Origin of the sequence: Lelliottia sp. 7254-16 (genome assembly GCF_002922995.1) — a bacterium.
Classification (GTDB): Bacteria; Pseudomonadota; Gammaproteobacteria; order Enterobacterales; family Enterobacteriaceae; genus Enterobacter; species Enterobacter jeotgali.
Genome location: NZ_PQVS01000001.1, coordinates 83,197 through 109,265, shown reverse-complemented (window position 1 = coordinate 109,265; position 26,069 = coordinate 83,197). Strand labels below are relative to the sequence as shown.

Below are 26,069 nucleotides of genomic sequence, written 5' to 3'. Positions count from 1 at the left end.
CCCTACAGCTTAAACGTGAAATCGGCGATGTAACGATCGCCGCCATCGGCTATCGCTTTTGACAGTTTCTTGTAATAGCGCTCGACGCCATAGGCTTCAATCTGCTGGATTTGCGCACGAATAGGGGCGCAGAACAGCTCAACGTTACCGGCTCCCACTCTTTTGGTGTTCGGCGGCATCTCGGACGAAATGGCTTTAAACCAGGTTCGAACGGCGCTTTTTAAGCTTGCAGGCACTTTTGAAACTTCCGCGATATCCGTCAGCACCTGAACCGTCGGGAACTGATTAGCATCAACGGATTTTTTCAGGCGGATAAAAAACTGGCTGAACAGCTCAAACGAGCCGAGATCAAAAATCTTCTGCTTAGTGGAGCCTCGGGGTTTATTCGCCGGTTTCGCGTCGGCTTTACCGCGTTTACGGTTATCTTCGAGTTGCAAATCAAACAGCACATTACAGTGTTCACGGCGCTTTTTGACATCAGAGAACATTTCCAGAAAGGTCGCGATAAATTGCGGCGTCATGAGGTCGTGAAGTTCGTGGTTAACTAACCACTGGGAACGCGCAAATTCACCCGGCGTCACAAACCAGTCCGGCGTTTCGGTAAAGAGTGTTGCCTGACCTTTATCGTCAAATTCCACAAACTCTGCCCCGCCATCGAACGCAAAACGGCAGTTCTTCAGACTGATGATAGTGTGGTTCATGATTAGCGCATCTTTGATAAACCTGGCCACTACTGCGCTCATCACAAACGCCGTGTGTTTGTCATCGCGGATCACATACTTCAAATCCTCCACAGACTTCACGCCGGGTTCGAGGCTATCGAATTCTAGAAAAAGGTGATACATACCGGTGACTTCCTGATTACGCAGACCCTGGCAGGATAACACACAATAAGAGCGGGTTTGTGAATTGCCAGTGCAACCAGAGTATACATTTCTTAAACGACAACACTAGATCAACACTACTAAAATAGCATTAATCACACTAGCCACATCACTTAACCACATAAAATCAGATACTACAAAATCACTAAAATAAAACTTTTTCAGGATATTATTCTGTTTTCGCACTAAACGTTTCGACCATTTTTTGCAAAATTGTTACGGCTGTCGCGTGAGGTTAGCGACGCGAGAAACGCTCAAAAAATACAACATCCGTTTCTCAATGCATAAAAAAACATTCCACTGCATATGTATACATTTGATGCGGTGCTCGTCGTTAACCCTTTAAATCTTCGTAATTCATTGACCTGATTTATTATTGCATTGGATAGTTTTATGTAGTGATCATTTCGTGTAACGAACCGTTTACGTCCTATGCAAAACCGGATGCTTAACTTCCGCTATTTTTCCCGCTTTCCATACTGAACCCTTTCCCCTTTCAAATGAAAAACGTCGTGAAATACGGGCGTTTTTTTAACGGATTTAATACAAACTGAACCGTGGTTTTAGAAAGTTGACTTGTTTTCACTCCCAACGCATATTTCACAGCACGAATTAACAAGACAACGTTAAGAGGACTTGAACAATGCCTAGTCGAGATTACCCGGACAAGCGTGTAGCACGCGGCACCGCAAAGGATGCAGACCTTAAAATGTTAAGCGCGAGGATTCAATCCGCGCTGGTCGAATATGTCAGAGCGACGGCGTATGAAACGCGCCTGAGCAAACAGGAAATTGTGGCAGAAGCGTTAGAATTGCACAGAAGAAGTCGAATGGTGGGACCGGCCACGGAATAAAAACGTGGCCGTCAGACAGGCACGTTATTCCGCCAGCGCGTTCAGCGTGGCCAGAGCGTCATCCGGCAACACCAGATTGCCAGCCGCCAAATTCTCGTGCAGGTGCGCCACTGAAGACGTGCCGGGAATCAACAGTATATTCGGCGAACGCTTAAGTAACCAGGCCAGCGCGACTTGCATCGGTGTGGCACTCAGTTTATCCGCGACGGCCTGCAGCCCGGATGATTGCAACGGTGTAAATCCGCCCAGCGGGAAGAAAGGCACATACGCAATCCCCTGCTCCGCCAGCACATCGATGATGGCATCATCGCTACGATTAACAATGTTGTAGAGGTTTTGCACGCAGACTATCGGTGTAATCCTCTGGGCTTGCGCAATCTGCGTGGCGGTCACATTGCTTAGACCAATATGTCGCACCAGACCCTGACGCTGCAATTCAACCAGCGCCGTTAAGGGTTCCTCAATTGATCCTTCCGCAGGACCGTGAGCGCTAAACATAATGCGTAAATTCACCACGTCCAGAACGTCCAGCTGCAGATTGCGCAAGTTATCGTGCACCGCATGGGTAAGCTCCTGAGCCGAAAACGCCGGTAGCCAGGAGGCATCGTCGCCGCGTCGGGCACCGATTTTAGTCACAATCGTCAGATCGTCACGGTACGGGTGTAATGCTTTCCGAATAAGTTGATTGGTGACGTGCGGGCCGTAAAAATCACTGGTATCAATGTGATTCACTCCTGCCGCCACGGCTTCGCGCAATACAGCCAGTGCCGCCTCTTTATTTTTTGGCGGGCCAAAGACACCAGGCCCGGCCAGCTGCATCGCGCCATAGCCGAGACGTTTAACCGAACGCGAACCTAACGTAAAAATGCCGCTTTTATCAATATCCGTCATAGTGATCTACCTGATTTAAGCATTAGTAAAATTAAAGTTTAGCCCTACTACGTCGATAACAATGATGCAACTTCTGCACATCAAATGGGCTTCCGTTATGCTGAAAAATCTGCACGTCATTACCGGGATTATCTTTGCTCTCACTATATTCTGCCTGTTGCAAGTCGTCACGGGGGGATTGTTCTATTCCGCAGTCAGCAATGACCGTCACAACTTCCAGAACTCAGGTAGCCTCAATGCACAGCAGGAGAGCCTGAGCGACAGCGTCAACACGCTGGTCAAAACCCGCGTCACGGTCACGCGCGTGGCTATTCGTTACCTCAAAAATCAGCGCGATCCGGCTTCTCTTGCGGCAATCAATAAGCTGCTCGGTAACGCCAGCGACTCTCTGACGAAAGCTGAAAACTACTATAGCGCCTGGCATGCTATGCCGCCTGTTAGCGGCCAGAGCCAGGAATTAACGGCTGAAATGCAAAAAGCGTATACCCAGATGCATGAGGTGATGCGTCTGTCGATTGAGTATCTGCGTGCCGATAATTATCAGGCGTACGGCGATCTCGATGCCCAGCAGGCGCAGGATGAGATGGAAGCGGTTTACACCCACTGGCGCGCCGAAAATAACACCCTGTTAAAAGCCGCCGCCAAAGAAAACCAGAGCAGTTTTACTCATATGCAGTGGACGCTGGGCACGATTTTCCTGGTGGTGATGATAGTCCTGATTGTGTTCTGGCAAGGATTACAACATCTGTTGCTGAAACCGCTTCGTAGCGTGATGAACCATATCCGCACCATCGCCAGCGGCGATCTGACGCACACCATCGCCATCAATAGCCGCAATGAAATGGGCCAACTGGCGGCCGGTCTTCACGAGATGCAAACCTCGCTGGTGACCACTGTCAGCGCGGTGCGCGGCAGTACCGATTCGATCTATACCGGCGCGGGCGAAATCGCAGCGGGCAGTAATGACCTCTCAGCACGTACCGAGCAGCAGGCCTCCTCGCTGGAAGAGACGGCAGCCAGCATGGAAGAGCTAACTGCCACAGTAAAACAGAACTCAGACAACGCGAGACAAGCCACTCTGCTGGCGAAAAACGCCTCAGAAACAGCCGATCGCGGCGGACGGGTGGTAGACAACGTCATCCGCACGATGACCGAAATCGCCGACAGCTCTCAGCAGATTGCCCACATCACCAGCGTTATCGACAGCATTGCCTTCCAGACCAATATTCTGGCACTGAACGCCGCCGTCGAAGCCGCGCGCGCCGGGGAACAAGGCCGTGGATTTGCCGTGGTCGCAGGTGAAGTCCGCACGCTGGCAAGCCGCAGTGCGCAGGCCGCAAAAGAGATCAAAGCGCTGATCGAAAACTCCGTCAGCCGGGTAAATACCGGATCAGGACAGGTCAGTGAAGCGGGCGAAACCATGAAAGAGATCGTCGCCGCCGTCACTCGCGTGACCGATATTATGGGCGAAATCGCCTCGGCGTCAGATGAACAGAGCCGGGGTATTGAACAAGTGAGTCTGGCCGTTTCGCAGATGGATAGCGTGACGCAGCAAAACGCCGCGCTGGTTCAGGAATCCGCCACGGCCGCAGCGGCACTGGAAGATCAGGCTGAGCAGTTGCGTCAGGCTGTCGCCGCATTCCGCCTGAATGTACAAACGCAAACCGCCGCACCTCGCGCGACAAACCTGAAAACACCGCAGGTGTTGCGCCCGGCAACGGCCTCCGCCGGAGACGGAAACTGGGAAACGTTCTAACCGTCAGCGGCTGCGCTTGGCGTGCCGCTCCCGGTTTTCCAGCTTAGCTTCACCCGATTTTTGTAGCGCAACATAGCACGCCCCGCTGCCGCCATGATGGGGCAGCGCCACGCAGACCGCCTGCACGGCGTCGAATTCGGTCAGCCAGCGCGCCAGGTAACTGCGCACAATGTTAGCGTGCGAGTTATCTTCCCGGCCTTTGCCGTGGATAATGATCAGGTTACGCAGACCGTTTTGCTGGGCCTGCTGAATAAAAGAAAAAAGCAACTGACGGCACTGTTCGACCGGCTGGCGCAGTAAGTTCAGGCTGGCCTGGCGTGGGTATTTACCGGTACGTAATTTGTCTATCACGCCCTGCTGAATGCCCTCGCGCTGAAAAGTTAGCGGTTCGGCAAGCGGCAAAACATCCAGGAAGCCGAGCGTGAGAAAGTTATCGAGCTGCGAGGTGTCGATACTCTGGCGGGTGCGCTGATTGCGGCTCGGCTGCCAGGTGATATCGGTGCAGCGTTTCAGGGGCTGGACATCTTCCATGGCATCAAGAAAAAGGGATTTGTCGTCAGGTTTCATGGTGCTCCTCCAGCGGCATCTGAAGGCGTACTCTACCCGCGCCGGAGAGGTGTTTCAATATTCATGGACGACGTAGAAAAAATAATCACGCTGCGAAAACTATTAATTCGGCTAATAAATAACAATGAAGCCACCTTAAAGTAAATTTAATCAATCATTAACTGTATAATTTAAGTTAAAAATAAGTGAAATCAGACACTCCGATCACTTTATTTTTGGGCGAAAGCTGTTATAACTAAATAAACCTGCGAAACGGAGTAATCAAGCGGGAGTTTGCAAAAGGATGCACTGCTGTGTGTACTGTAGGGTCTGTCAGATGTCGGCAGGCTCTATTTTTTTATTTCCCTTCGTTAAGTAATATTCCACGGGCATGTCTTCTGAATTGCGTTATTAAAGACGCCGTCAACGGTGTTTGCCGGGAATCACGTCGCTGGATTAAATAATAAGCAGCTCGGGGTAAAACCTCTTCGACAGGCAGCATCACCAGACGGTGCGCCAGCAGCGGATCGCAGCCCAGTTCCTGCGGCAAAATGCTCAAAAAATCGCTTTGTGCAACCAGGCTAATACAGGACGAGAATGTTTCGCACACCACGCCGATATGCGGTATTTGTGAGCGGTGGCGAAATATATCCTCCAGCTGCTTATAATAACTTCCGCGCGGCGTTGGCATCGTCCAGTTATAATTCATAAGCTCACTAATTGATTTAGCACCGATCGCCGGATGCCCTTCCCGACCAAATATCGCAAACGGTTTTTCAAACAGTTTTTCAAAGCTAAATTCGTGATCGTAGGGGCCCTGATAATAGGTATTGATGGTGAAATCCAGCTCTCCCTGGCGTAATTCATTGATCATCGAAACAAGCTGGCCTTCCATAATTCGGACTTTGACCTGCGGGTGCTGCTCATGAAAACGCGTAATCACCGCTGGCATGAGTGTCCTCGCAACGCTTGCTCCCATCCCGATATTGATCTGCCCGCCCAGTTGTCCCTGACGCTGACGAATGTCGTCCTGCGCGGCACGCAACTCTTCGAGGATCAGATTAGCGTGCTGATAAAAACTCTCACCGCATTCGGTCAGCGCCACGCCTTTACTGCGGCGCACAAATAGCTGCGCGGCCATTCCCTCTTCCAGCTCTTTTATCGACTTGGTTAACGCCGGTTGCGACAGATTCATCGCCCGGCTGGCACCGCGAATACTGCCCTGACGCGCCACTTCAACAAAGGCACGAATTTGATGAAATTTAACCTGAAATGACATAGCCCGACCGATAACCGTTGTTTATCAGAGTAAAGAAATTGTCATCTACTTTAATGGAAAGGGATGTGCGAGGGTAATTCCTGAACGGTTAAAACTGTGAAAAATTGGTTAGTGATAAGTAAAAACTATCACAACGTGAAGCAGTTCACACATTTTTATGATGACAGGAAAAGAGATGGATTCACTGACACAAGCCCTTCAAACATTAGCGCCGCAGCTGAGTGCATGGCGTCGTGATTTTCACCATTTTGCCGAATCCGGCTGGGTGGAGTTTCGCACAGCGGCAAAGGTGGCGGAGATACTCGATAGCCTGGGCTATGAGCTGGCGATGGGCCGCGACGTGGTCGATGCCGACAGCCGAATGGGACTGCCCGATGCCGAGACGCTGGCAGCTGAATTTACCCGCGCCCGCCAACAAGGTGCGCCGGAAAAATGGCTCAGCGCGTTCGAAGGTGGTTTTACCGGTCTGGTCGCGACGCTAAACACCGGACGCCCCGGCCCAACCCTCGCCTTTCGGGTGGACATGGACGCGCTGGATCTCAGCGAAGCGCTCGATGACAGTCACCGCCCGTTCCGCGACGGTTTTGCCTCCTGTAACCCCGGTATGATGCACGCCTGCGGCCACGACGGACACACGACAATTGGCCTCGGTCTGGCCCACCTTCTTAAGCAAAACGAATCACAGCTGAACGGCACCATTAAGCTTATCTTCCAGCCCGCCGAAGAAGGCACGCGCGGGGCGCGGGCGATGGTGGCCGCCGGAGCGCTGGACGGCATCGATTATTTTACCGCAATCCACATCGGTACCGGCGTCCCGGCGGGTACCGTCATTTGTGGCAGCGATAACTTTATGGCGACCACCAAATTCGACGTGCGCTTTACCGGCGTCGCCGCTCATGCAGGCGGTAAACCGGAAGATGGCCGCAATGCCCTGCTCGCGGCCGCTCAGGCATCCCTTGCGCTGCACAGCATTGCGCCCCACAGCGAAGGCGCGTCACGCGTCAATGTCGGGGTGATGCAGGCCGGGAGCGGGCGTAACGTCGTTCCCGCTAACGCGCTATTAAAAGTGGAAACGCGCGGCGAAAGCGAAGCGATCAATCAATACGTTTTCGAGCGCGCACAGGCTGTGATTGACGGTGCCGCCGCGCTGTACGGCGTGAAGGTCGAGATGCGTCTGATGGGCGCGGCAACCTCAAGTTCACCATCACCTGCGTGGGTTGATTATCTGCGCGAACAGGCAAGCCAGGTTGCGGCTGTCCGTCTGGCTATCGACAAAGTGAAAGCCCCGGCAGGTTCAGAGGACGCCACGCTGATGATGGCCCACGTCCAGAAAAATGGTGGTCTGGCGTCGTATATGGTGTTTGGGACCGATTTAAGTGCCGGGCATCACAATGAGAAGTTTGATTTTGACGAGCAGATCATGGGCGTAGCGATTGAGATGCTGGCCCGAACTGCGCTGAACTTTCCGTGGACGCGAGGTGTGTAATGCAGGAGATTTACCCTTTTATTGACGATGCCATCGAAACCCGATGTCAGATCTTTACCGATATTGCCGATGAAATCTGGGATCATCCGGAAACGCGCTTTGAGGAGTTCTGGTCTTCTGAACGACTGGCCGCAGCACTTGAGGCCGAAGGTTTTAGCGTAGAGCGTGAAGCAGGCGGCATTCCTAACGCCTTTATCGCCAGTTTCGGCAGCGGTAAACCCATCGTCGCCCTGTTAGGGGAATTTGACGCGCTGGCCGGTTTGAGCCAGAAAGCACATTGCGCAACCCCGCAATCTGACACGCCAGGCGAAAACGGCCACGGCTGCGGGCATAACCTGCTCGGCACCGCCGCGCTGGCGGGCGCAGTGGCGGTTAAGACCTGGATGGAACAGCACGGCGGTAGCGGGACGGTGCGTTTTTACGGTTGCCCTGGCGAAGAAGGCGGTTCCGGCAAAACCTTTATGGTGCGCGAGGGGCTGTTTGACGATGTCGATGCCGCCGTGACCTGGCATCCGGAAGCGTTCGCCGTGATGTTTAACGTCAGTACGCTGGCGAATATTCAGGCCTCGTGGCGTTTTCAGGGGATCGCCGCACATGCCGCCAATTCGCCTCATCTCGGGCGTAGCGCACTCGACGCCGTCACGCTGATGACCACCGGCAGCAACTTCCTCAATGAGCACATCATCGAAAAAGCCCGCGTCCATTACGCCATCACCAACACCGGCGGGATTTCGCCAAACGTGGTGCAGGCTCAGGCCGAAGTGCTGTATTTAATCCGCGCTCCGGAGATGGCCGACGCGCAGCAAATCTACGAACGCATCGAGAAAATCGCACAAGGCGCGGCGCTGATGACCGAAACCACCGTCGAGTGCCGTTTTGATAAAGCCTGCTCGAACTACTTGCCCAACCGCACGCTCGAAGCCGCGATGTACAGCGCCTTACAGCACTACGGCACGCCAGAGTGGACGGAAGAAGAACGCGCCTTCGCCGGGGAGATCCGCCAAACCCTGACGGCTAACGATCTGCAAAACAGCCTGAAAAATATCGCCGCTACGGGCGCAGAAGAAGGCAAAGCGTTTGCCCGTCGACATCAGAACACACTGCTGATTAATGAAGTCGCCCCCTACGCCATCACCGATAACGTGCTGGCCGGTTCCACTGACGTGGGTGATGTGAGCTGGAAAATGCCCGTCGCGCAGTGTTTCACCCCCTGCTTTACCGTCGGTACGCCGCTGCACACCTGGCAATTAGTCGCGCAGGGGCGCACGTCTATTGCTCATAAAGGAATGTTGCTGGCCGGAAAAGTGATGGGCGCGACAGCCCTGAACCTGCTGCAGGACGCTTTACTTCTGCAGGCCTGCCGGGATGAGTTTGAACAACAGATCGCAGAACGACCGTATGAGTGTCCGATACCGCATAACGTGACACCGTCACCATTAAAATAAAAAAATACGCAAACACAATAACATAACAACACAACAGTCCCGAGGAACGCCCATGAGTATGTCTTCCATACCTTCGCATTCCCCATCCGGTAAGGTCTATGGCTGGGTTGAAAGGATCGGCAACAAAGTGCCGCACCCTTTCCTGCTTTTTATCTATTTAATTGTGATCCTGATGATCGCCACCGCTGTACTGTCAGCCTTCGACGTCAGTGTGCGCAGCCCGGCTGACGGCAGTATGGTGGCGGTGAAAAACCTGCTCAGCGTGGAAGGCTTGCACTGGTTTTTGCCGAATGTGATTAAAAACTTCAGCGGTTTTGCGCCGCTCGGCGCGATTCTGGCGCTAGTGTTGGGCGCGGGTCTGGCGGAACGCGTCGGCCTGCTGCCCGCGCTGATGGTCAAAATGGCGTCGATCGTGAACGCACGTTACGCCAGCTACATGGTGCTGTTTATCGCCTTTTTCAGCCACATTTCGTCTGACGCCGCGTTGGTGATCATGCCGCCAATGGGGGCGTTGATTTTTCTCGCCGTCGGGCGTCATCCGGTCGCGGGCTTGCTTGCCGCCATTGCCGGCGTCGGGTGCGGCTTTACGGCTAATCTGCTGATTGTCACTACCGACGTACTGCTGTCCGGGATCAGTACCGAAGCGGCAAAAACCATCGATACCGCCATGCACGTCAGCGTGATCGATAACTGGTACTTTATGGCAAGCTCGGTGATCGTACTGACGATTGTCGGCGGGCTGATTACCGATAAAATTGTCGAGCCGCGCCTGGGCAAATGGGAAGGCAGCCGTGATGAAAAGCTGGAAGCACTGAGAAAGGAGCAGCGCCACGGCCTGCGCGTCGCCGGTGTGGTCTCGCTGCTGTTTATCGCCGCCATTGCGCTAATGGTCGTCCCGGAAAACGGCGTGCTGCGCGATCCGCTGAAACACACGGTTCTGCCGTCGCCGTTTATTCAGGGTATCGTGCCGCTGATTATCCTGTTCTTCTTTATTGTTTCTCTGGCCTACGGCATTGCTACTGGCAAAATCCGCCGTCAGGGCGATCTGCCACAACTGATGATCGAACCGATGAAAGAGATGGCCGGTTTTATCGTGATGGTGTTCCCGCTGGCGCAGTTCGTGGCGATGTTTAACTGGAGCAACATGGGCAAGTTTATGGCCGTAGGCCTGACCGATGCCCTTGAAACCGCCGGGCTGAGCGGCATTCCGGCGTTTGTCGGCCTGGCGTTGCTCTCTTCGCTGCTGTGCATGTTTATCGCCAGCGGGTCCGCCATCTGGTCGATTCTGGCGCCGATTTTTGTGCCAATGTTTATGCTGCTCGGTTTTCATCCAGCGTTCGCGCAGATCCTGTTCCGCGTGGCCGATTCCTCAGTGATCCCGCTGGCCCCTGTTTCGCCGTTTGTCCCGCTGTTCTTAGGCTTCCTGCAACGCTACAAACCTGAAGCAAAACTGGGTACCTACTATTCGCTGGTGTTGCCGTATCCGCTTATCTTTTTAGGGGTATGGCTGGTGATGTTAGTCGCGTGGTATCTTGTCGGTCTGCCAATTGGACCGGGGATTTACCCACGGCTGAATTAAGGGACAAAGGATGCTGAGATTACTCGAAGATAAGATTGCCACGCCGCTTGGCCCACTGTGGATAGTTGCTGACGAGCAGTTCAACCTGCGCGCGGTGGAGTGGGAAGAGCACAGCGATCGGATGGTGGAACTGTTGAACATCCACTATCGCGACGGCTACGAGCGTATCAGTGCCACCAATCCCGGCGGCTTGAGCGCGAAGCTGGCGGATTATTTCGACGGCGATCTCGGCATCATTGATACTCTGCCTACTGCAACCGCCGGAACGCCTTTCCAGCGCGAAGTGTGGCAGGCGCTACGCACGATCCCTTGCGGTCAAATTATGCACTACGGGCAGCTCGCCGAGCAGCTTGGTCGCGCAGGAGCCGCACGCGCCGTGGGTGCAGCTAACGGCTCAAATCCGGTCAGCATTGTGGTGCCTTGCCATCGGGTCATTGGTCGCAACGGCACCATGACCGGCTACGCCGGAGGCGTGCAGCGTAAAGAGTGGTTATTGCGCCATGAAGGGTATTTGCTGCTTTAGAAATCCAGGCTTTTAGTGCTTAATTTTCTATGATTTAGGTCATTATTCCACAATCAAACTGTGGAATATCAAGAAGATGGCGACGCATTGTCGCCACTTGTCTCTATTGATGGTTTCCCAGGCTTACGCGCACTCCAAAAAGATGTTAAAATTGACCAATATCAATTAAGGCTTGAGCAGACCTATGATCCCGGAAAAGCGAATTATACGACGCATTCAGTCTGGCGGTTGTGCTATCCATTGCCAGGATTGCAGCATTAGCCAGCTCTGTATCCCGTTTACCCTGAATGAGCATGAACTCGATCAGCTTGATAATATCATCGAGCGCAAAAAGCCTATTCAGAAAGGGCAGACGCTGTTTAAGGCGGGAGACGAACTGAAATCGCTCTATGCTATCCGTTCTGGCACCATTAAAAGCTACACCATCACCGAGCAAGGCGATGAGCAAATCACCGGCTTCCATCTGGCGGGCGATTTAGTCGGCTTTGACGCTATCGGTACCGGTCACCACCCGAGCTTCGCTCAGGCGCTGGAAACCTCAATGGTTTGCGAAATCCCGTTCGAAACACTGGACGATCTGTCAGGCAAAATGCCTAACCTCCGTCAGCAGATGATGCGTCTGATGAGCGGTGAGATCAAAGGCGATCAGGACATGATCCTGCTGCTTTCCAAAAAGAATGCGGAAGAGCGTCTGGCAGCCTTCATCTACAACCTGTCGCGCCGCTTTGCAGAGCGTGGTTTCTCTCCACGTGAATTCCGTTTGACCATGACGCGTGGCGATATCGGTAACTACCTGGGCCTGACCGTTGAAACCATTAGCCGCCTGCTGGGTCGTTTCCAGAAAAGCGGAATGCTGGCTGTTAAAGGCAAATACATCACCATTGAAAACGGTGAAGCGCTGGCGGTCCTCGCCGGTCACTCTCGTAACGTCGCCTAAGCCTCTCTTCTCTTCTGCCGGATCGATAAATTTTCGTGATTTATTGATCTGGCAAAACCTTCTCCCCTGTTTCATTCAACATATATAGGTTACTCTTTTAATTACAGACTGTGGTGACAGTAGTAAGGAGACCTGTATGGCAAAGTATCAAAACATGCTGGTGGCCATCGATCCTAATCAGGACGATCAACCGGCGTTACGGCGAGCTGTCTATTTACATCAACGGATTGGCGGCAAAATCAAAGCGTTTTTGCCGATCTATGACTTCTCATATGAGATGACCACCCTTCTGTCGCCTGACGAGCGTACCGCTATGCGTCAGGGAGTGATCAGCCAGCGTACCGCGTGGATCCGCGAGCAGGCAAAATATTATATCGATGCCGGTATTCCCATCGACATCAAAGTGGTGTGGCATAACCGTCCTTTCGAAGCCATCATCCAGGAAGTGGTCAGTGAAAAACATGACCTGCTGCTGAAGATGGCGCATCAGCACGACAAGCTGGAGTCCGTGATCTTTACCCCAACCGACTGGCACTTATTGCGTAAATGCCCGTGCCCGGTATGGATGGTCAAAGACCAGCCGTGGCCGGAAGGAGGTAAAGCACTGGTTGCCGTGAATCTCGCCAGTGAAGAGAATTATCACAACGCCCTGAACGAAAAGCTGGTGAAAGAGACTATCCATCTTGCCGAGCAGGTCAATCATACTGAAGTCCATCTGGTTGGCGCCTATCCAATCACGCCTATCAATATCGCCATTGAACTGCCTGAGTTTGACCCGAGCGTTTACAACGACGCGATCCGTGGTCAACATCTGTTGGCAATGAAAGCCTTACGCCAAAAATTCAGCATCGACGAGAAAATGACCCACGTTGAGAAAGGACTGCCTGAAGAGGTGATCCCGGATCTGTCGGAGCATTTACAAGCGGGTATTGTGGTACTCGGCACCGTCGGGAGAACCGGTATCTCCGCGGCATTCCTTGGCAACACCGCAGAACAGGTTATCGACCACTTGCGCTGCGACCTGCTGGTCATCAAACCGGATCAATATCAAACGCCGGTTGAGCTGGATGACGAAGAAGACGATTGATGTTCTGATATGAAAAAAGCCGCCAACTATGGCGGCTTTTTTTATGCCGGGTGGCGCTTACGCTTACCTGGCCTACAGGTTCTTCGTAGGCCCGGCAAGCTTGCGCCGCCGGGCAAAACACATTTACAGCGCTTTCAGAATCGCATCCACGCTGGCTTTGGCATCGCCAAACAGCATGTGGGTGTTCTCTTTGAAGAACAGCGGGTTCTGCACACCAGCATACCCGGTATTCATCGAGCGTTTGAAGACAATCACGTTCTGCGCCTTCCACACTTCCAGCACCGGCATACCCGCGATCGGGCTGCCAGGGTCGTCCTGCGCCGCCGGGTTCACCGTGTCGTTAGCGCCGATAACCAGCACCGTGTCGGTATCGGTGAAATCATCGTTGATCTCATCCATTTCCAGCACTACGTCGTAAGGCACTTTCGCCTCTGCCAGCAGCACGTTCATGTGACCAGGCAAACGCCCTGCCACCGGGTGAATACCAAAGCGAACTTTGATCCCGCGAGCACGCAGCTTCTCAGTGATTTCGGCCACCGGATACTGAGCTTGCGCCACCGCCATGCCGTAGCCTGGGGTGATGATTACTGTATGCGAGTTTTTCAGCATCTCGGCGGTGTCTTCTGCCGTGATTTCACGGTGCTCACCGACTTCTTCATCACCGCTGGACGACGCGCCGTCGGTGCCAAAGCCACCGGCGATCACGCTGAAGAACGAACGGTTCATCGCCTTACACATGATGTACGACAGGATCGCACCCGAGGAACCCACCAGCGCACCGGTAACGATCAGCAGGTCGTTGCTGAGCATAAAGCCCGCCGCCGCTGCCGCCCAACCGGAGTAGGAGTTCAGCATCGACACCACCACCGGCATATCCGCCCCGCCGATAGACGCTACCAGATGCCAGCCAAACGCCAGTGCAATGACGGTCATCACCAGCAGCGCCAGAACCTGCATACCTGTGCTTTCGGTGCGTACGAACACCACCAGCAGCAGGAACGAAACCACCAGCGCCGCCAGGTTCATTTTATGACGGTTTGGCAGCATCAGCGGTTTAGACGAAATCTTGCCGCGCAATTTGCCAAACGCCACGATAGACCCGGTAAAGGTCACCGCACCGATGAAGATCCCGAGGAACACTTCGGTCAGATGAATATTGACCAGAATCGGTTCCATGCCCGGTTCGTGATACAAGTAGCTGTTAAAGCCTACCAGTACCGCCGCCAGACCGACAAAGCTGTGCAGAATCGCGACCAGCTCTGGCATTTCGGTCATTTCCACACGTTTCGCCAGACGAATACCAATCGCACCACCGATGATCATCGCCACCAGGATCCACGCGACGTTGCCGGTATCCGGCCCGAAGATGGTGGCAATCAAGGCGATCGCCATACCCGCGATACCGAAGTGGTTCCCGCGCTGCGACGTTTCGTGTTTGGAAAGCCCCGCCAGACTGCAAATAAACAGGATTGCAGCAACAATATATGCCGCTGTGACTAATCCTCCAGACATATGCTACCCCTTAGCCTTTACGAAACATTTTCAGCATGCGCTGAGTCACGGTGAAACCACCGAAAATATTGATACTGGCGATAAGCACCGCGATAAAGCTCAGGAAGCTAATCCAGCCGCCGTGACCAATCTGCAGTAACGCACCCACCACAATAATCCCTGAAATGGCGTTTGTGACCGACATCAGCGGCGTATGCAGCGCGTGAGACACGTTCCACACCACGTAATAACCAACCACGCACGACAGCGCAAAGACGGTAAAGTGGCCGAGGAACTCTTTCGGCGCCACGTCCGCCAGCCAGCCGAACAGGATAATCACCAGCGCCATCAGCGCATATTTACGCCACGGAGAAACGGGTTTAGGCGGTTCTTTTGGTGCAGGAGCGGCTTTCGCTGCGGCTTGCGGTTGTGCAGAAACCTGAATCGGCGGTGCAGGCCAGGTGATTTCGCCATCACGGATGACCGTAACGCCGCGTACCACCACATCATCAAAATCAACCACCACGTTGCCGTCTTTCTCTTTGCACAGCAGTTTCAGCAAATTAACAAGGTTGGTGCCATACAGCTGGGAAGATTGTGTAGGCAGACGGCCTGGCAAGTCGGTATAACCGATGATTTTTACGCCATTCGCCGTAGTCATCACTTCGTTTGGCACGGTGTATTCGCAGTTACCGCCGTTCTGGGAGGCCAGATCGACAATCACGCTGCCGGCTTTCATCGAATCAACCATTTCACGGGTGATCAGCTTCGGAGCCGGTTTACCCGGGATCAGCGCCGTGGTGACGATGATATCGACATCTTTAGCCTGGGCCGCAAACAGTTCCATTTCCGCTTTGATGAACGCTTCGGACATCACTTTGGCGTAGCCATCACCGCTGCCCGCTTCTTCCTTGAAATCCAGCTCAAGGAACTCTGCGCCCATACTCTGGACCTGTTCTTTTACTTCCGGGCGGGTATCAAAGGCGCGAACGATGGCGCCGAGGCTGTTGGCCGCGCCGATCGCGGCAAGACCGGCGACACCCGCACCAATCACCATCACTTTTGCTGGCGGAACTTTACCCGCAGCAGTGATTTGACCGGTAAAGAAGCGGCCAAATTCATGGGCAGCTTCAACAATCGCACGATAACCGGCGATATTCGCCATAGAACTCAGCGCATCCAGCGACTGGGCGCGCGAAATACGCGGCACGGAGTCCATCGCCATCACGGTAACACCGCGCGCGGCGAGCTTTTCCATCAGCTCCGGGTTCTGTGCAGGCCAGACGAAACTCACCAGCGTCGTCCCAGGATTCAACAGCGCAATTTCGCTCTCGGTTGGCGCGTTCACCTTCAGAATCACCGGCGCTTGCCAAATTTCAGCCTCGCCCACAATCTCGGCGCCAGCCTGAATAAATGCCTCGTCATCGAAGCTCGCCAGTTTACCCGCGCCGCTTTCTACCGCGACGGTGAAACCCAGTTTAAGTAACTGCTCAACCGTTTTCGGCGTGGCAGCAACGCGGGTTTCATTGGCTAACCGTTCTTTTGGTACCCCAATACGCATAGTTTTCCCTTCCATCGGTTCTTGATGATGGTTTGTCGATAAATGACCGTGGTTTGCATAAGCATTCGATACGTGCTCGCTCTGCCGGATGAAAAACCGCGGAAAATAAAACAGTAACAAACTTTCTATAACCTACTGAAAATACCGCCTGTGATCTACAGCAAGAAAACACTATTTCTGACTTTATCTGTGAAAAATAAGTGATCGCCGTCTCTGACAGCGATATTTACCTTAATTTCATCGCCAGGCCCGATAAATAGCTCAAGCGAAGCGGTAAAAACATGATATAGCGCCGTATTAAAACAACTTATTAACATTAAATTAACTTGTAAAAGTCATATGCTTAATCAGTTTTACTGCTCAAACGCCTGTTTACTCGACATATCAGCAAATGTTATCGAATTTGATCCTGTCGGGAGCACAGGGAGTGAAAAATCGCGCAGACAGCGACGGGATTTAAATGCCATAATCGGCGACGATTTCAAATTAACAACAACACCAGTACCTGGTTTGCGCAAGGCGAAGGATTATTTTTATGAAGCTTAAGAACACTCTCCTGGCGTCCGCACTCCTTTCTGCGACCGCCCTGTCTGCTAACGCAGCGACAGAGTTAACGCCGGAGCAAGCGGCAGCGTTGAAGCCTTACGATCGTGCAATCATTGTCGGTCGTTTTAACGCCATTGGCGACACCATTGAAGCCGCATCCAAGCAGGCCGATAAAGTCGGCGCGGACTCATTTTATGTCGTTGATCGATCTGACTACGGTAACAGCGGCAATCAGCGCGTCATCGTAGCACTGTATAAAAACGACGCGCCGAAAGCTGACGCGCCGAAAAACCGCGTGATTAATGGTGTGACCGAACTGCCAAAGGACCAGGCTATTGCCCTGGAGCCCTATGATACTGTCACCATCCAGGGTTTTTATCGCACCCAGCCTGAAGTGAACGATGCCATCACCAAAGCGGCAAAAGCCAAAGGCGCGGCCTCTTTCTATATCGTGCGCCAGATTGACGCCAACCAGGGCGGCAACCAGCGTATCACCGCTTTTATCTATAAAGCCGATGCGAAAAAACGCGTCCTGCAAAGCCCGGATGTGATCCCGGCAGATTCTGATGCGGGTCGCGCAGCCATTGCAAAAGGCGGCGAAGCAGCGAAGAAAGTTGAGATCCCAGGCGTAGCAATGTCTGCGGCACCAAGCGCTGAAGTGGGTCGTTTCTTTGAAACACAGACGACCAAAGGTGGCCGTTACACTGTCACTCTGCCAGACGGCACTAAAATTGAAGAGTTGAACAACACCACTGCTGCGCAGATGGTTCCGTTCGACAGCATTAAGTTCACCGGAAACTACGGCAACATGACCGAAGTCTCTTATCAGGTGGCGAAGCGTGCGCAGAAGAAAGGGGCTAAGTATTATCACATCACCCGCCAGTGGCAGGAACGTGGTAATAACATGACCATCAGCGCTGACCTGTACAAGTAACAAAACAGGTGTGAAAAGGCGGCGCAATGCCGCCTTTTTTGTAACTTTTATCTAATTTCTGCCTCACATCATTGCATGCCTGCAAGACACTCCGTAAAATCCCGCGCCTTAGTGTGATCCACCATTTTTATGCGCTTATGCGAAATAATTATTCTGGATTTGGACCTTTCATAACAGGAAGCCAATGGAAAAGAAACTTGGCCTAAGCGCTTTAACTGCGCTCGTTTTAAGCTCCATGCTGGGCGCAGGCGTATTCAGTTTGCCGCAGAATATGGCGGAAGTCGCCAGCCCAGCGGCGCTGCTCATCGGTTGGGGGATCACCGGTGTCGGGATCTTACTGCTGGCCTTTGCCATGCTCTTACTCACGCGCATCCGCCCGGAGCTGGACGGCGGCATATTTACCTATGCTCGCGAAGGTTTTGGCGAGCTGATTGGCTTCTGCTCTGCCTGGGGCTACTGGCTCTGTGCGGTGATCGCTAATGTCTCCTATCTGGTGATCGTCTTCTCCGCGCTGAGCTTCTTTACCGATACGCCTGAATTGCGCTTCTTTGGTGATGGCAATACCTGGCAATCCATCATCGGTGCTTCAGTGCTGCTGTGGCTGGTTCACTGGCTGGTACTGCGCGGCGTGCAGACAGCGGCGAGCATCAATTTGGTGGCAACGCTGGCAAAACTGGTTCCGCTGGGTCTGTTCATTGTTCTGGCGTTTATCGCGTTTCGTCTCGATGTGTTCAGCCTCGATTTCAGCGGTGTCGCGCTCGGCGTGCCGGTCTGGGAACAGGTGAAAAACACCATGCTGATCACCCTATGGGTGTTTATCGGTGTGGAAGGCGCGGTGGTGGTGTCGGCGCGAGCGCGTAACAAACGCGACGTCGGTCGGGCCACGCTGCTGGCGGTGCTGGCTGCACTCAGCGTCTATCTGCTGGTGACGCTACTTTCTATCGGTGTGGTGGCTCGCCCAGAGCTTGCTGAAATGCGTAATCCGTCGATGGCGGGTCTGATGGTCAAAATGATGGGTTCCTGGGGCGATGTGGTGATTGCCGCAGGGCTGATTGTCTCGGTCTGCGGCGCATACCTGAGCTGGACCATTATGGCAGCTGAAGTGCCGTTCCTGGCCGCGACGCATAAAGCCTTCCCGCGTCTGTTCGCCCGTCAGAATAAAAACAGCGCGCCTTCCGCATCGCTGTGGCTGACCAACATCAGCGTGCAGGTCTGTCTGGTGCTGATCTGGCTCACAGGCTCAGACTATAACACCCTGCTGACCATCGCCTCCGAAATGATTCTGGTACCCTATTTCTTAGTCGGCGCATATTTGCTAAAAATAGCCACCCGCCCGGCACATTACGTGGTCGGTGTCGGTGCCTGCGTCTATGGGTTATGGTTATTGTATGCGTCAGGGCCAATGCATCTGCTGCTGTCCGTTGTGCTGTACGCACCGGGCCTGCTGGTGTTTATCTACGCCCGCCGCACGCATCAGCTCGGACACGCCTTGAAGCGCCGTGAAATGGCATTGATTGGCATGTTACTGGTTGCTGCCGTACCGGCAACGTGGATGTTGATGGGATAAGCGACGTTTTTCCCATTGTCGAACGGAAAAGGAGAACACGATGGGAAACACACAGCAACGCCCGATTCTCATTACGGGTGCAGGCCGACGTATCGGCCTCGCCCTTGCCCACCACTTTCTTAACCAACACCAGCCGGTGATTGTCAGCTACCGTACTGAATACGGCTCCATCGAAGGATTAAGACGCGCTGGCGCGGTGTGCATTCAAGCTGATTTCTCTACGGATGCCGGGATTCTCGACTTTGCCGATAACGTAAAATCGGCCACTGGCGGCCTGCGCGCCATCGTGCATAACGCCAGCGCCTGGCAGGCTGAAAAGCCGGGAACGCCGCTCAGTGAGACTCTCGCAGCGATGATGCAAATCCACGTTCACGCCCCCTATCTGCTCAATCATGCGTTGCAGGATTTACTCTGCGGGCACGGTCATGCCGCCAGCGATATTATTCACTTTACCGATTATGTGGTGGAGCGCGGGAGCGACAAACATATCGCCTATGCGGCGAGCAAGGCGGCGCTGGATAACATGACCCGTTCGTTCGCCCGCAAGCTGGCCCCGGAGGTCAAGGTCAATGCCATCGCCCCGTCATTGATTATGTTCAACGACGATGACGATGCGGAATATCGCCAGAAAGCGCTCAATAAATCGCTGATGAAAATCGCACCGGGCGAGAAAGAGGTCATTGACCTTATCGACTACCTGCTGACCAGTTGCTATGTCACCGGTCGTTCGTTTGGCGTGGACGGCGGCCGTCCGCTGAATTAGTGAAAACGGCTCCAGAAGAATATCAACACCCAGGCGCTGAGGCTCCAGCACACCACGGCGCCGCCCAGCGCCAGCGGAAGGCGCATCATGGCGGTGAAATACCACAGGGAAAGCAGATAGATAAAATAGGGAATGATCGACCACATGCCAAACACGATGGTGGTCCGCAGCGCCTCAATTCCCCGCTCAGAGGCCACAATATAATGGGCAATCAGCGCAAAGGTCGGAAATAGCGGGATCAGCCCGGCGATATAGTAATTTTTAGTCTTCGCTAAAATGCCAATCAGCACCACCACCAGCGCACCCAGCGCGGCTTTGATCAAAAGCGCCATCCATTTTCCCTTAACAATCAAACAACAATTAAGCCCAGAATAACGGAACTGAGGTTAATTTTGAAAGATTAATGGAAGGTTAAGGTTGCGCGGTGTATGTTGGCTTTTTTCGCGAAAACAGACGTTGTATGAATAAGATCGTTTTTGTTGAGGATGAACCCGAAGTCGGCCAGCTAATCGCCGCCTATCTGGGAAAACACGATATGGATGTTATCGTTGAGCCGCGTGGCGACCGGGCTGAAGAAGTGGTGCTGCGCGAGAAACCCGACCTGGTACTGCTGGATATCATGCTGCCCGGCAAAGACGGGATGACCGTGTGTCGCGATCTGCGCGCGCAGTGGGATGGTCCAATCGTGCTGCTCACGTCGCTCGACAGCGACATGAACCATATTTTGTCGCTGGAAATGGGTGCCAACGATTATATTCTCAAAACCACGCCGCCTGCGGTGCTGCTGGCGCGTCTGCGTCTGCACCTGCGCCAGCGTGTTGCAACCGAGAGCCAACCCCCTTCTGCTGCACTCACACCGCACAAAGCGATGCGCTTCGGCACCTTATCTATCGATCCCGTTAACCGCCAGGTATTACTTTCCGGCGTGGATATTGCCCTCTCGACCGCTGATTTTGACCTGCTGTGGGAGCTTGCCACCCACGCCGGACAAATTATGGATCGCGATGCTCTGCTGAAAAACCTGCGCGGCGTGAGCTACGATGGTATGGATCGCAGCGTTGACGTGGCCATTTCGCGCCTGCGTAAAAAGCTGCTGGATAACGCCACCGAACCATACCGCATCAAAACCGTGCGTAACAAAGGCTACTTGTTCGCGCCGCACGCCTGGGAAACCTGATGATTTTCAATAGCCAATAAGGCCAAAGATGCCGGAGGAGTACCGACTACGACATCATCTGGCTGGGATCTCAAAAAATACGTGGAACTAAATCGGTCTATTTACAGCTCTTTAGTAAGTTTAGCATTAAAGAAAAAACCCGCCGAAGCGGGTTTTAATTAAATATCTTTAAGATTAACAAATAATGCGTTCCCTATCGATTTCGCACCGTATTTTGTCAAATGAACATAATCATAAAAAATGGGTTTATTGTCTCGAGTAAGTACCCTACACGTAAATTCATCGGGGCAAACAAAACTCAACAAGTCAATAAACTTAACACCTTTGATATTCCCCAGGTTAGCATTTATTATCAAAGCATCTTTATCTACAAACCCATGAGCATATTTATCAACACCATATAAACGACCGAAGGCATTGACTATATCAATACTACTTTTAGAAAGGTTTTTCCGCCCAAACACATATATTTCCGCTTTTGAATTATCTTTTATAAACTCAATGCCTTTTTGAACATATGAATCAAGGTTATTCTCATAAAACATTGCCACATATATTCTATCTGCTGTAGCCAGAAGTTTAGGATCTGTTGCGGCAGCTATTTGTTTAAGACACTTAGGGATGCGTCCAGGATCCGCTATTGTTCTTTTATTTATTTTATTAAAGAACTCTCCAGACTCTTTCTCATTAACATAAGGCGTTGCGCATTGATAATCCACTGTGCGTGCAATTACATCAAATTTGTTTATCGCCCCCGATTCATTCATCATATTTATAACATCTGCAGACTGTGAATCGCCAATTACAAGAACTCTCTGTTTTGAATGACTTGAATCAAAGCTATCACGTTTTACCAACGCTGATTGTAGTTGCCAAGTATAATCCTTAGCTACCTCAGACGAGAGATTATTAATATTCTGGACTTCTTTAGGTAGTCGCCATTCCCAGCCCTTATTTGCCCAACTTGTGGCTGCCGGCAAAGTCAGAAAAACAATGAACGCCATACATACCATAGTGAACGCCGGGCCACTAAGTGATTTGTTTGTCTGAAATCTAAATTTACGCTCTACACAATAGTATAACAAGTAACTTGCAATTATAGTCGCGCAGCACATTAAAACAATCCACATTATGGAAGGTTTTGCAACGAGGACGTAGGACCACAACACATATAAAGGCCAATGGACTAGATATAAAGAATAACTTATTTCTCCAATATGGCTCGCTACTTTATTAGCTGTAAAGATTCTAAAAATTGAACCCTCGCCTGAAAAAATAAGCAATGCCGCGCCGACACATGGAATTAAAGCGAAATACCCGGGGAAAGATATGTTTTTTATGTCATAAAAAAATATTGGAATTAACACCAAAGCCAATCCTAGAATATATAAAAAGCTACTCATATGTCTGCGAATTCGAACCCCATCACAGAACACCACAATAGCCCCAATAACAAACTCATGCATCCTAAACCAAGGGAGATAGAATGCACCACTAGAATCGACATTTAAATAGTAAAATGAAACACAGGAGAAGCAGATGATAAATATCAATACAGAAATAAATCTATAAACACCCTTCAGATACTTTACAATACCTATTACAATTATAGGCCACAACAAATAGAATTGAAGCTCAACACTCAGAGACCAGGTATGTAACAGAGGCTTGATATTAGAAAAACTATCAAAATATCCGGATTGCATCCAGAAATAAAAATTTGAAATCCCTGCGAGAGAATATACAACGGAACCAGAAAAAGAGGCAAAGTCAGCTGGCCCAAGTAAATAAAAAGAAAATATAAATGTTAAAAATATAACAACCAATAAAGCTGGAATCAGTCTGCGGGTTCTTCGTAAATAAAAATCTGAAAAAGAAAACTTATCCTTCGTAAAGGCTGAGACTATTCCTTTCGTTATCAAATAGCCACTAATAACAAAAAAGATATCTACACCAACAAACCCACCATTAAAGCCACTAACATCAAAATGATACAATATAACGGAAATGACCGCGATGGCGCGTAACCCGTCTATGTCTGCACGATAATTAGTTTTGTTTTTTACTGAGGTAACAGTCACTTACTGTCTCACAATTCAAATCGCAAAACGGCAATCTACCACATACCTGTCTCGTGATGAAGATTAGGTTACAAAATATTGCTGATTGCTTTTAAAAGTGATTTCTACTGAGTTAATGTAAGACATCAATGTTACTTGTCAGAACTTGATCTCTAATGTAAAAAAATGAAATTATGCTTCATCTTAGACCTCCCCAGTTAGCCTACGTAAAGGACACGACTTTACCTCAGTGTTCCAAAGGCTATTTTCGGGCATCTCTAAAGGTAAATCTCACCAACTGCCAGAAGGCACATCATGGATGCACTTTACTTCAATCACTTTAATGTAGTTACTTATCATCAACTTACACTCAAATAGACAAACTATGATTTTGCGGTCTGCTTTTAGTTGAGCCTCAGCGATTCTCAATGCATCTAATCCCGCGGGGGCCATTAGATGGCGAAAGCTATCATCAGGTTTAGGCAAGGCCATCAGAACCATTAAATTACTTGATTCAACCCTTAGCGCGCTGAATGCATAAAAATGACTGACCATTTCCCCAACGCTGCCTATTACTATTCAGCACTGAGAGTTTGGAAGAAGCGAAACCCAGTATTTGAATTTTGTTATTATGCCGAGGGCATTGAGAGATAAGCAGGTTGCACATAATCTTGGCTCGATTAACTCGATCTGGAACGTGGCCGTTCGGAGAGCGAACATCCGACGCCGCCGCCCTTATCAAACGCGCCATACGTTTGCATGTTGGTTATTGTCAGCCGGGGCAAACCCTGCTTTCATAGCAACTCAAATGGGACATGAAAATGCACAGATGGTTTATACCGTTTACTCTGCCTGGATACATGCTTTGGACGGCGATCAGATTGCGTTCCTCAACAAGCGCATAGATGAATACAACACTGCCCCCATAGTGCCCCTGAAGGTAAAATCAGTTTAGCTAACTCATTGTATTTATGGTGTGATTTCATGAAAAAGCTGTTTGTGCAGTTTTATCTTTTGCTGTTTGTCTGTTTTCTGGTGATGACCATGCTGGTCGGGCTGGTCTATAAGTTTACCGCCGAGCGCGCGGGCAAGCAGTCGCTGGATGACCTGATGAAAAGCTCGCTGTATCTGATGCGCAGCGAATTGCGTGAGATCCCGCCGCATGATTGGGCGCGCACGCTGAAAGAACTGGACCTGAATCTGTCGTTTAATATGCGCATCGAACCGCTTAAAAATTACGATCTCGATGCCCCTACGACGCAACGCCTGCGCGATGGAGACATCGTGGCGTTAGACGATCAGTACACTTTTATTCAGCGTATTCCGCGCAGCCATTACGTGCTGGCGGTCGGTCCCGTACCCTATTTGTATTTTTTGCATCAGATGCGTCTGCTCGATATGGCGCTGCTGGCGTTTATCGCTATCTCGCTGGCCTTTCCGGTTTTTATCTGGATGCGCCCGCACTGGCAGGATATGTTGCGTCTGGAATCCGCCGCGCAGCGTTTTGGCGACGGGCATCTTACCGAACGTATCCACTTTGACAGCGCCTCCAGCTTTGAGCGTCTGGGCGTGGCGTTTAACCAGATGGCCGATAACATTAATGCCCTGATCGCCAGTAAAAAGTTATTGATTGACGGCATCGCACACGAACTGCGTACCCCGCTGGTGCGCCTGCGCTATCGCCTGGAGATGAGTGAAAACCTGACGGAAGCAGAATTGCAGGCGCTTAATCGTGATGTGGGCCAGCTTGAAGCGCTGATCGAAGAGCTGCTGACCTACGCCCGACTCGATCGCCCGCAGAACGAGCTTAAACTCAGTACGCCCGACCTGTCGGCCTGGATTCACAGTCATATTGAGGATGTGCAAAGCGTGAATCCACAGCGCACGCTGCTGCTGGATAACAGCCCCGGCGATTACGGTGCGCTGGATATGCGCCTGATGGAGCGCGTGCTGGATAACCTGGTCAACAACGCCCTGCGTTACAGCGAAAACCAGCTTCGCATCAGCTTGCATTTGAACGGTAGCGAAGCCAATTTAGCGGTGGAAGATGACGGACCAGGCATTGCGCCAGACGAGCGTGAGCGGGTGTTTGAGCCGTTTGTGCGCCTCGACCCCAGTCGCGACCGGGCGACGGGCGGCTGCGGTCTGGGACTGGCGATTGTGCACTCTATCGCCCAGGCAATGGGCGGCCACGTGAGCTGCGACGCCAGTGAATTAGGCGGCGCGAAGTTCTGCTTTAGCTGGCCGGTCTATCACCATATCACGCTTCCTGACCCTGTCGGACGGACTTAGTCCTCGTCAGGTAAGCACTGCAAATGCCCATGCCGCACGCCACGCTGGGCAATAACATCATCGGCAAAATGCTGAATATCGCCCATATCACCTTTTAACACCGCGATCTCCAGACAATCCTCGTGGCTAACGTGGACGTGCAGCGTGGCCACCGACAGATCGTGATGATGGTGTTGCGTCGAAACCAGCCGCCGCGCCAGATCGCGCTTCTCGTGCTCATACACATACGACAGCACCGCAAACCCGTTTCTGCCGTGCTCCTGGGCCGTTTCCTGCGCCAGCGCACCGCGCAGAATATCGCGGAGCGCCTCCGAGCGATTGTTGTAACCTCTGCGCTGACTCAGGCTATCCAGCGTCTGGAGCAAATCATCATCGAGGGTAATAGTGACACGTTGCATCGGGTGTAAACCTT

Annotated in this window: 21 protein-coding genes and 1 pseudogene; 13 read left to right on the top strand and 9 right to left on the bottom strand. The window is 51.9% G+C overall.

Annotated elements, in window-relative coordinates; genetic code table 11:
• Window positions 1-2: 2 nt before the first annotated feature.
• Together C3708_RS00550 and C3708_RS00540 are read right to left on the bottom strand one after the other, a co-directional pair.
• Complete coding sequence (locus tag C3708_RS00550; protein ID WP_103949048.1) at window positions 3-845, bottom strand: hypothetical protein; 843 nt, start codon at window positions 843-845, stop codon at window positions 3-5.
• A 916-nt stretch (window positions 846-1,761) separates the two neighbouring features.
• Window positions 1,762-2,628, bottom strand: a complete 867-nt coding sequence (locus tag C3708_RS00540) for an aldo/keto reductase family oxidoreductase (protein WP_103949050.1) — start codon at window positions 2,626-2,628, stop codon at window positions 1,762-1,764.
• Window positions 2,629-2,725: 97 nt separating this feature from the next.
• Between C3708_RS00540 and C3708_RS00535 the strand changes: the two genes are divergently transcribed.
• The gene (locus C3708_RS00535) at window positions 2,726-4,384 is read left to right on the top strand and encodes a methyl-accepting chemotaxis protein (protein ID WP_103949051.1); all 1,659 of its coding nucleotides are present in this window, start codon (window positions 2,726-2,728) and stop codon (window positions 4,382-4,384) included.
• Between the two features lie 3 nt (window positions 4,385-4,387).
• Here the strand turns inward: C3708_RS00535 and smrA are convergent, their stop codons facing one another.
• Window positions 4,388-4,951 (bottom strand): DNA endonuclease SmrA, encoded by a 564-nt coding sequence (gene smrA / locus C3708_RS00530; RefSeq protein ID WP_103949052.1) that lies wholly within the window; start codon window positions 4,949-4,951, stop codon window positions 4,388-4,390.
• A gap of 337 nt (window positions 4,952-5,288) precedes the next feature.
• Entirely contained in the window at window positions 5,289-6,209 is a 921-nt protein-coding gene (locus C3708_RS00525) for a LysR family transcriptional regulator (RefSeq protein WP_095281867.1), read from the bottom strand.
• Between the two features lie 175 nt (window positions 6,210-6,384).
• Here C3708_RS00525 and C3708_RS00520 point away from each other — a divergent pair, with 175 nt between their 5' ends.
• The 6 genes from C3708_RS00520 (at window position 6,385) to uspE (ending at window position 13,266) form a co-directional block, all read left to right on the top strand.
• Window positions 6,385-7,695, top strand: a complete 1,311-nt coding sequence (locus tag C3708_RS00520) for a M20 family metallo-hydrolase (protein WP_103949053.1) — start codon at window positions 6,385-6,387, stop codon at window positions 7,693-7,695.
• Window positions 7,695-9,140 carry a M20 family metallopeptidase gene (locus C3708_RS00515; RefSeq protein WP_103949054.1) on the top strand — a complete coding sequence of 482 codons (1,446 nt, stop codon included), beginning with the start codon at window positions 7,695-7,697 and terminating at the stop codon, window positions 9,138-9,140. Before C3708_RS00520 ends, C3708_RS00515 begins: the two co-directional genes overlap by 1 nt.
• Window positions 9,141-9,192: 52 nt before the next feature.
• Complete coding sequence (gene abgT, locus C3708_RS00510; RefSeq protein ID WP_103949055.1) at window positions 9,193-10,719, top strand: p-aminobenzoyl-glutamate transporter; 1,527 nt, start codon at window positions 9,193-9,195, stop codon at window positions 10,717-10,719.
• Window positions 10,720-10,729: 10 nt separating this feature from the next.
• On the top strand, window positions 10,730-11,242 hold the full coding sequence (ogt, locus tag C3708_RS00505; RefSeq protein ID WP_095281863.1) for a methylated-DNA--[protein]-cysteine S-methyltransferase: 513 nt from the start codon (window positions 10,730-10,732) through the stop codon (window positions 11,240-11,242).
• Between the two features lie 184 nt (window positions 11,243-11,426).
• A complete protein-coding gene (fnr, locus tag C3708_RS00500) occupies window positions 11,427-12,179 on the top strand; it encodes a fumarate/nitrate reduction transcriptional regulator Fnr (RefSeq protein ID WP_014070017.1) in 753 nt (250 codons plus the stop codon).
• 136 nt (window positions 12,180-12,315) lie between these two features.
• Window positions 12,316-13,266 (top strand): universal stress protein UspE, encoded by a 951-nt coding sequence (uspE, locus tag C3708_RS00495; protein WP_095281862.1) that lies wholly within the window; start codon window positions 12,316-12,318, stop codon window positions 13,264-13,266.
• A gap of 123 nt (window positions 13,267-13,389) precedes the next feature.
• Here the strand turns inward: uspE and pntB are convergent, their stop codons facing one another.
• Window positions 13,390-14,778, bottom strand: a complete 1,389-nt coding sequence (gene pntB / locus C3708_RS00490) for a Re/Si-specific NAD(P)(+) transhydrogenase subunit beta (protein WP_095281860.1) — start codon at window positions 14,776-14,778, stop codon at window positions 13,390-13,392.
• A 10-nt stretch (window positions 14,779-14,788) separates the two neighbouring features.
• The gene (gene pntA, locus C3708_RS00485) at window positions 14,789-16,318 is read right to left on the bottom strand and encodes a Re/Si-specific NAD(P)(+) transhydrogenase subunit alpha (RefSeq protein ID WP_103946380.1); all 1,530 of its coding nucleotides are present in this window, start codon (window positions 16,316-16,318) and stop codon (window positions 14,789-14,791) included.
• Between the two features lie 535 nt (window positions 16,319-16,853).
• Between pntA and ydgH the strand changes: the two genes are divergently transcribed.
• The 3 genes from ydgH to folM all read left to right on the top strand — a co-directional run bounded on the left by ydgH (window position 16,854) and on the right by folM (window position 20,128).
• Complete coding sequence (gene ydgH / locus C3708_RS00480; protein ID WP_095281858.1) at window positions 16,854-17,798, top strand: DUF1471 family protein YdgH; 945 nt, start codon at window positions 16,854-16,856, stop codon at window positions 17,796-17,798.
• Window positions 17,799-17,982: 184 nt separating this feature from the next.
• A complete protein-coding gene (locus C3708_RS00470; protein WP_103949056.1) occupies window positions 17,983-19,365 on the top strand; it encodes an amino acid permease in 1,383 nt (460 codons plus the stop codon).
• A 40-nt stretch (window positions 19,366-19,405) separates the two neighbouring features.
• Window positions 19,406-20,128: a dihydromonapterin reductase gene (gene folM, locus C3708_RS00465; protein ID WP_095281855.1), complete on the top strand. Its 723-nt coding sequence runs from the start codon at window positions 19,406-19,408 to the stop codon at window positions 20,126-20,128.
• On the opposite strand, the gene C3708_RS00460 is transcribed toward folM, so the two are convergent.
• Window positions 20,125-20,460, bottom strand: a complete 336-nt coding sequence (locus C3708_RS00460) for a GlpM family protein (protein WP_095281854.1) — start codon at window positions 20,458-20,460, stop codon at window positions 20,125-20,127. The two genes, folM and C3708_RS00460, sit on opposite strands and share 4 nt — an antisense overlap.
• 128 nt (window positions 20,461-20,588) lie before the next feature.
• Between C3708_RS00460 and rstA the strand changes: the two genes are divergently transcribed.
• Window positions 20,589-21,305, top strand: coding sequence for a two-component system response regulator RstA (rstA, locus tag C3708_RS00455; protein ID WP_103949057.1), 717 nt, complete (start codon window positions 20,589-20,591; stop codon window positions 21,303-21,305).
• Between the two features lie 158 nt (window positions 21,306-21,463).
• Here rstA and C3708_RS00450 read toward each other — a convergent pair whose 3' ends face one another.
• On the bottom strand, window positions 21,464-23,386 hold the full coding sequence (locus tag C3708_RS00450) for an acyltransferase family protein (RefSeq protein ID WP_103949058.1): 1,923 nt from the start codon (window positions 23,384-23,386) through the stop codon (window positions 21,464-21,466).
• Window positions 23,387-23,954: 568 nt separating this feature from the next.
• Between C3708_RS00450 and C3708_RS23745 the strand changes: the two are divergent.
• Window positions 23,955-24,320, top strand: a pseudogene (locus C3708_RS23745) (tyrosine-type recombinase/integrase); the annotation flags it as partial.
• A gap of 29 nt (window positions 24,321-24,349) precedes the next feature.
• The gene (gene rstB, locus C3708_RS00435) at window positions 24,350-25,657 is read left to right on the top strand and encodes a two-component system sensor histidine kinase RstB (protein WP_103949060.1); all 1,308 of its coding nucleotides are present in this window, start codon (window positions 24,350-24,352) and stop codon (window positions 25,655-25,657) included.
• On the opposite strand, the gene nikR is transcribed toward rstB, so the two are convergent.
• Window positions 25,654-26,055: a nickel-responsive transcriptional regulator NikR gene (gene nikR / locus C3708_RS00430; RefSeq protein ID WP_095281849.1), complete on the bottom strand. Its 402-nt coding sequence runs from the start codon at window positions 26,053-26,055 to the stop codon at window positions 25,654-25,656. The genes rstB and nikR overlap by 4 nt on opposite strands.
• Between the last annotated feature and the right edge of the window lie 14 nt (window positions 26,056-26,069).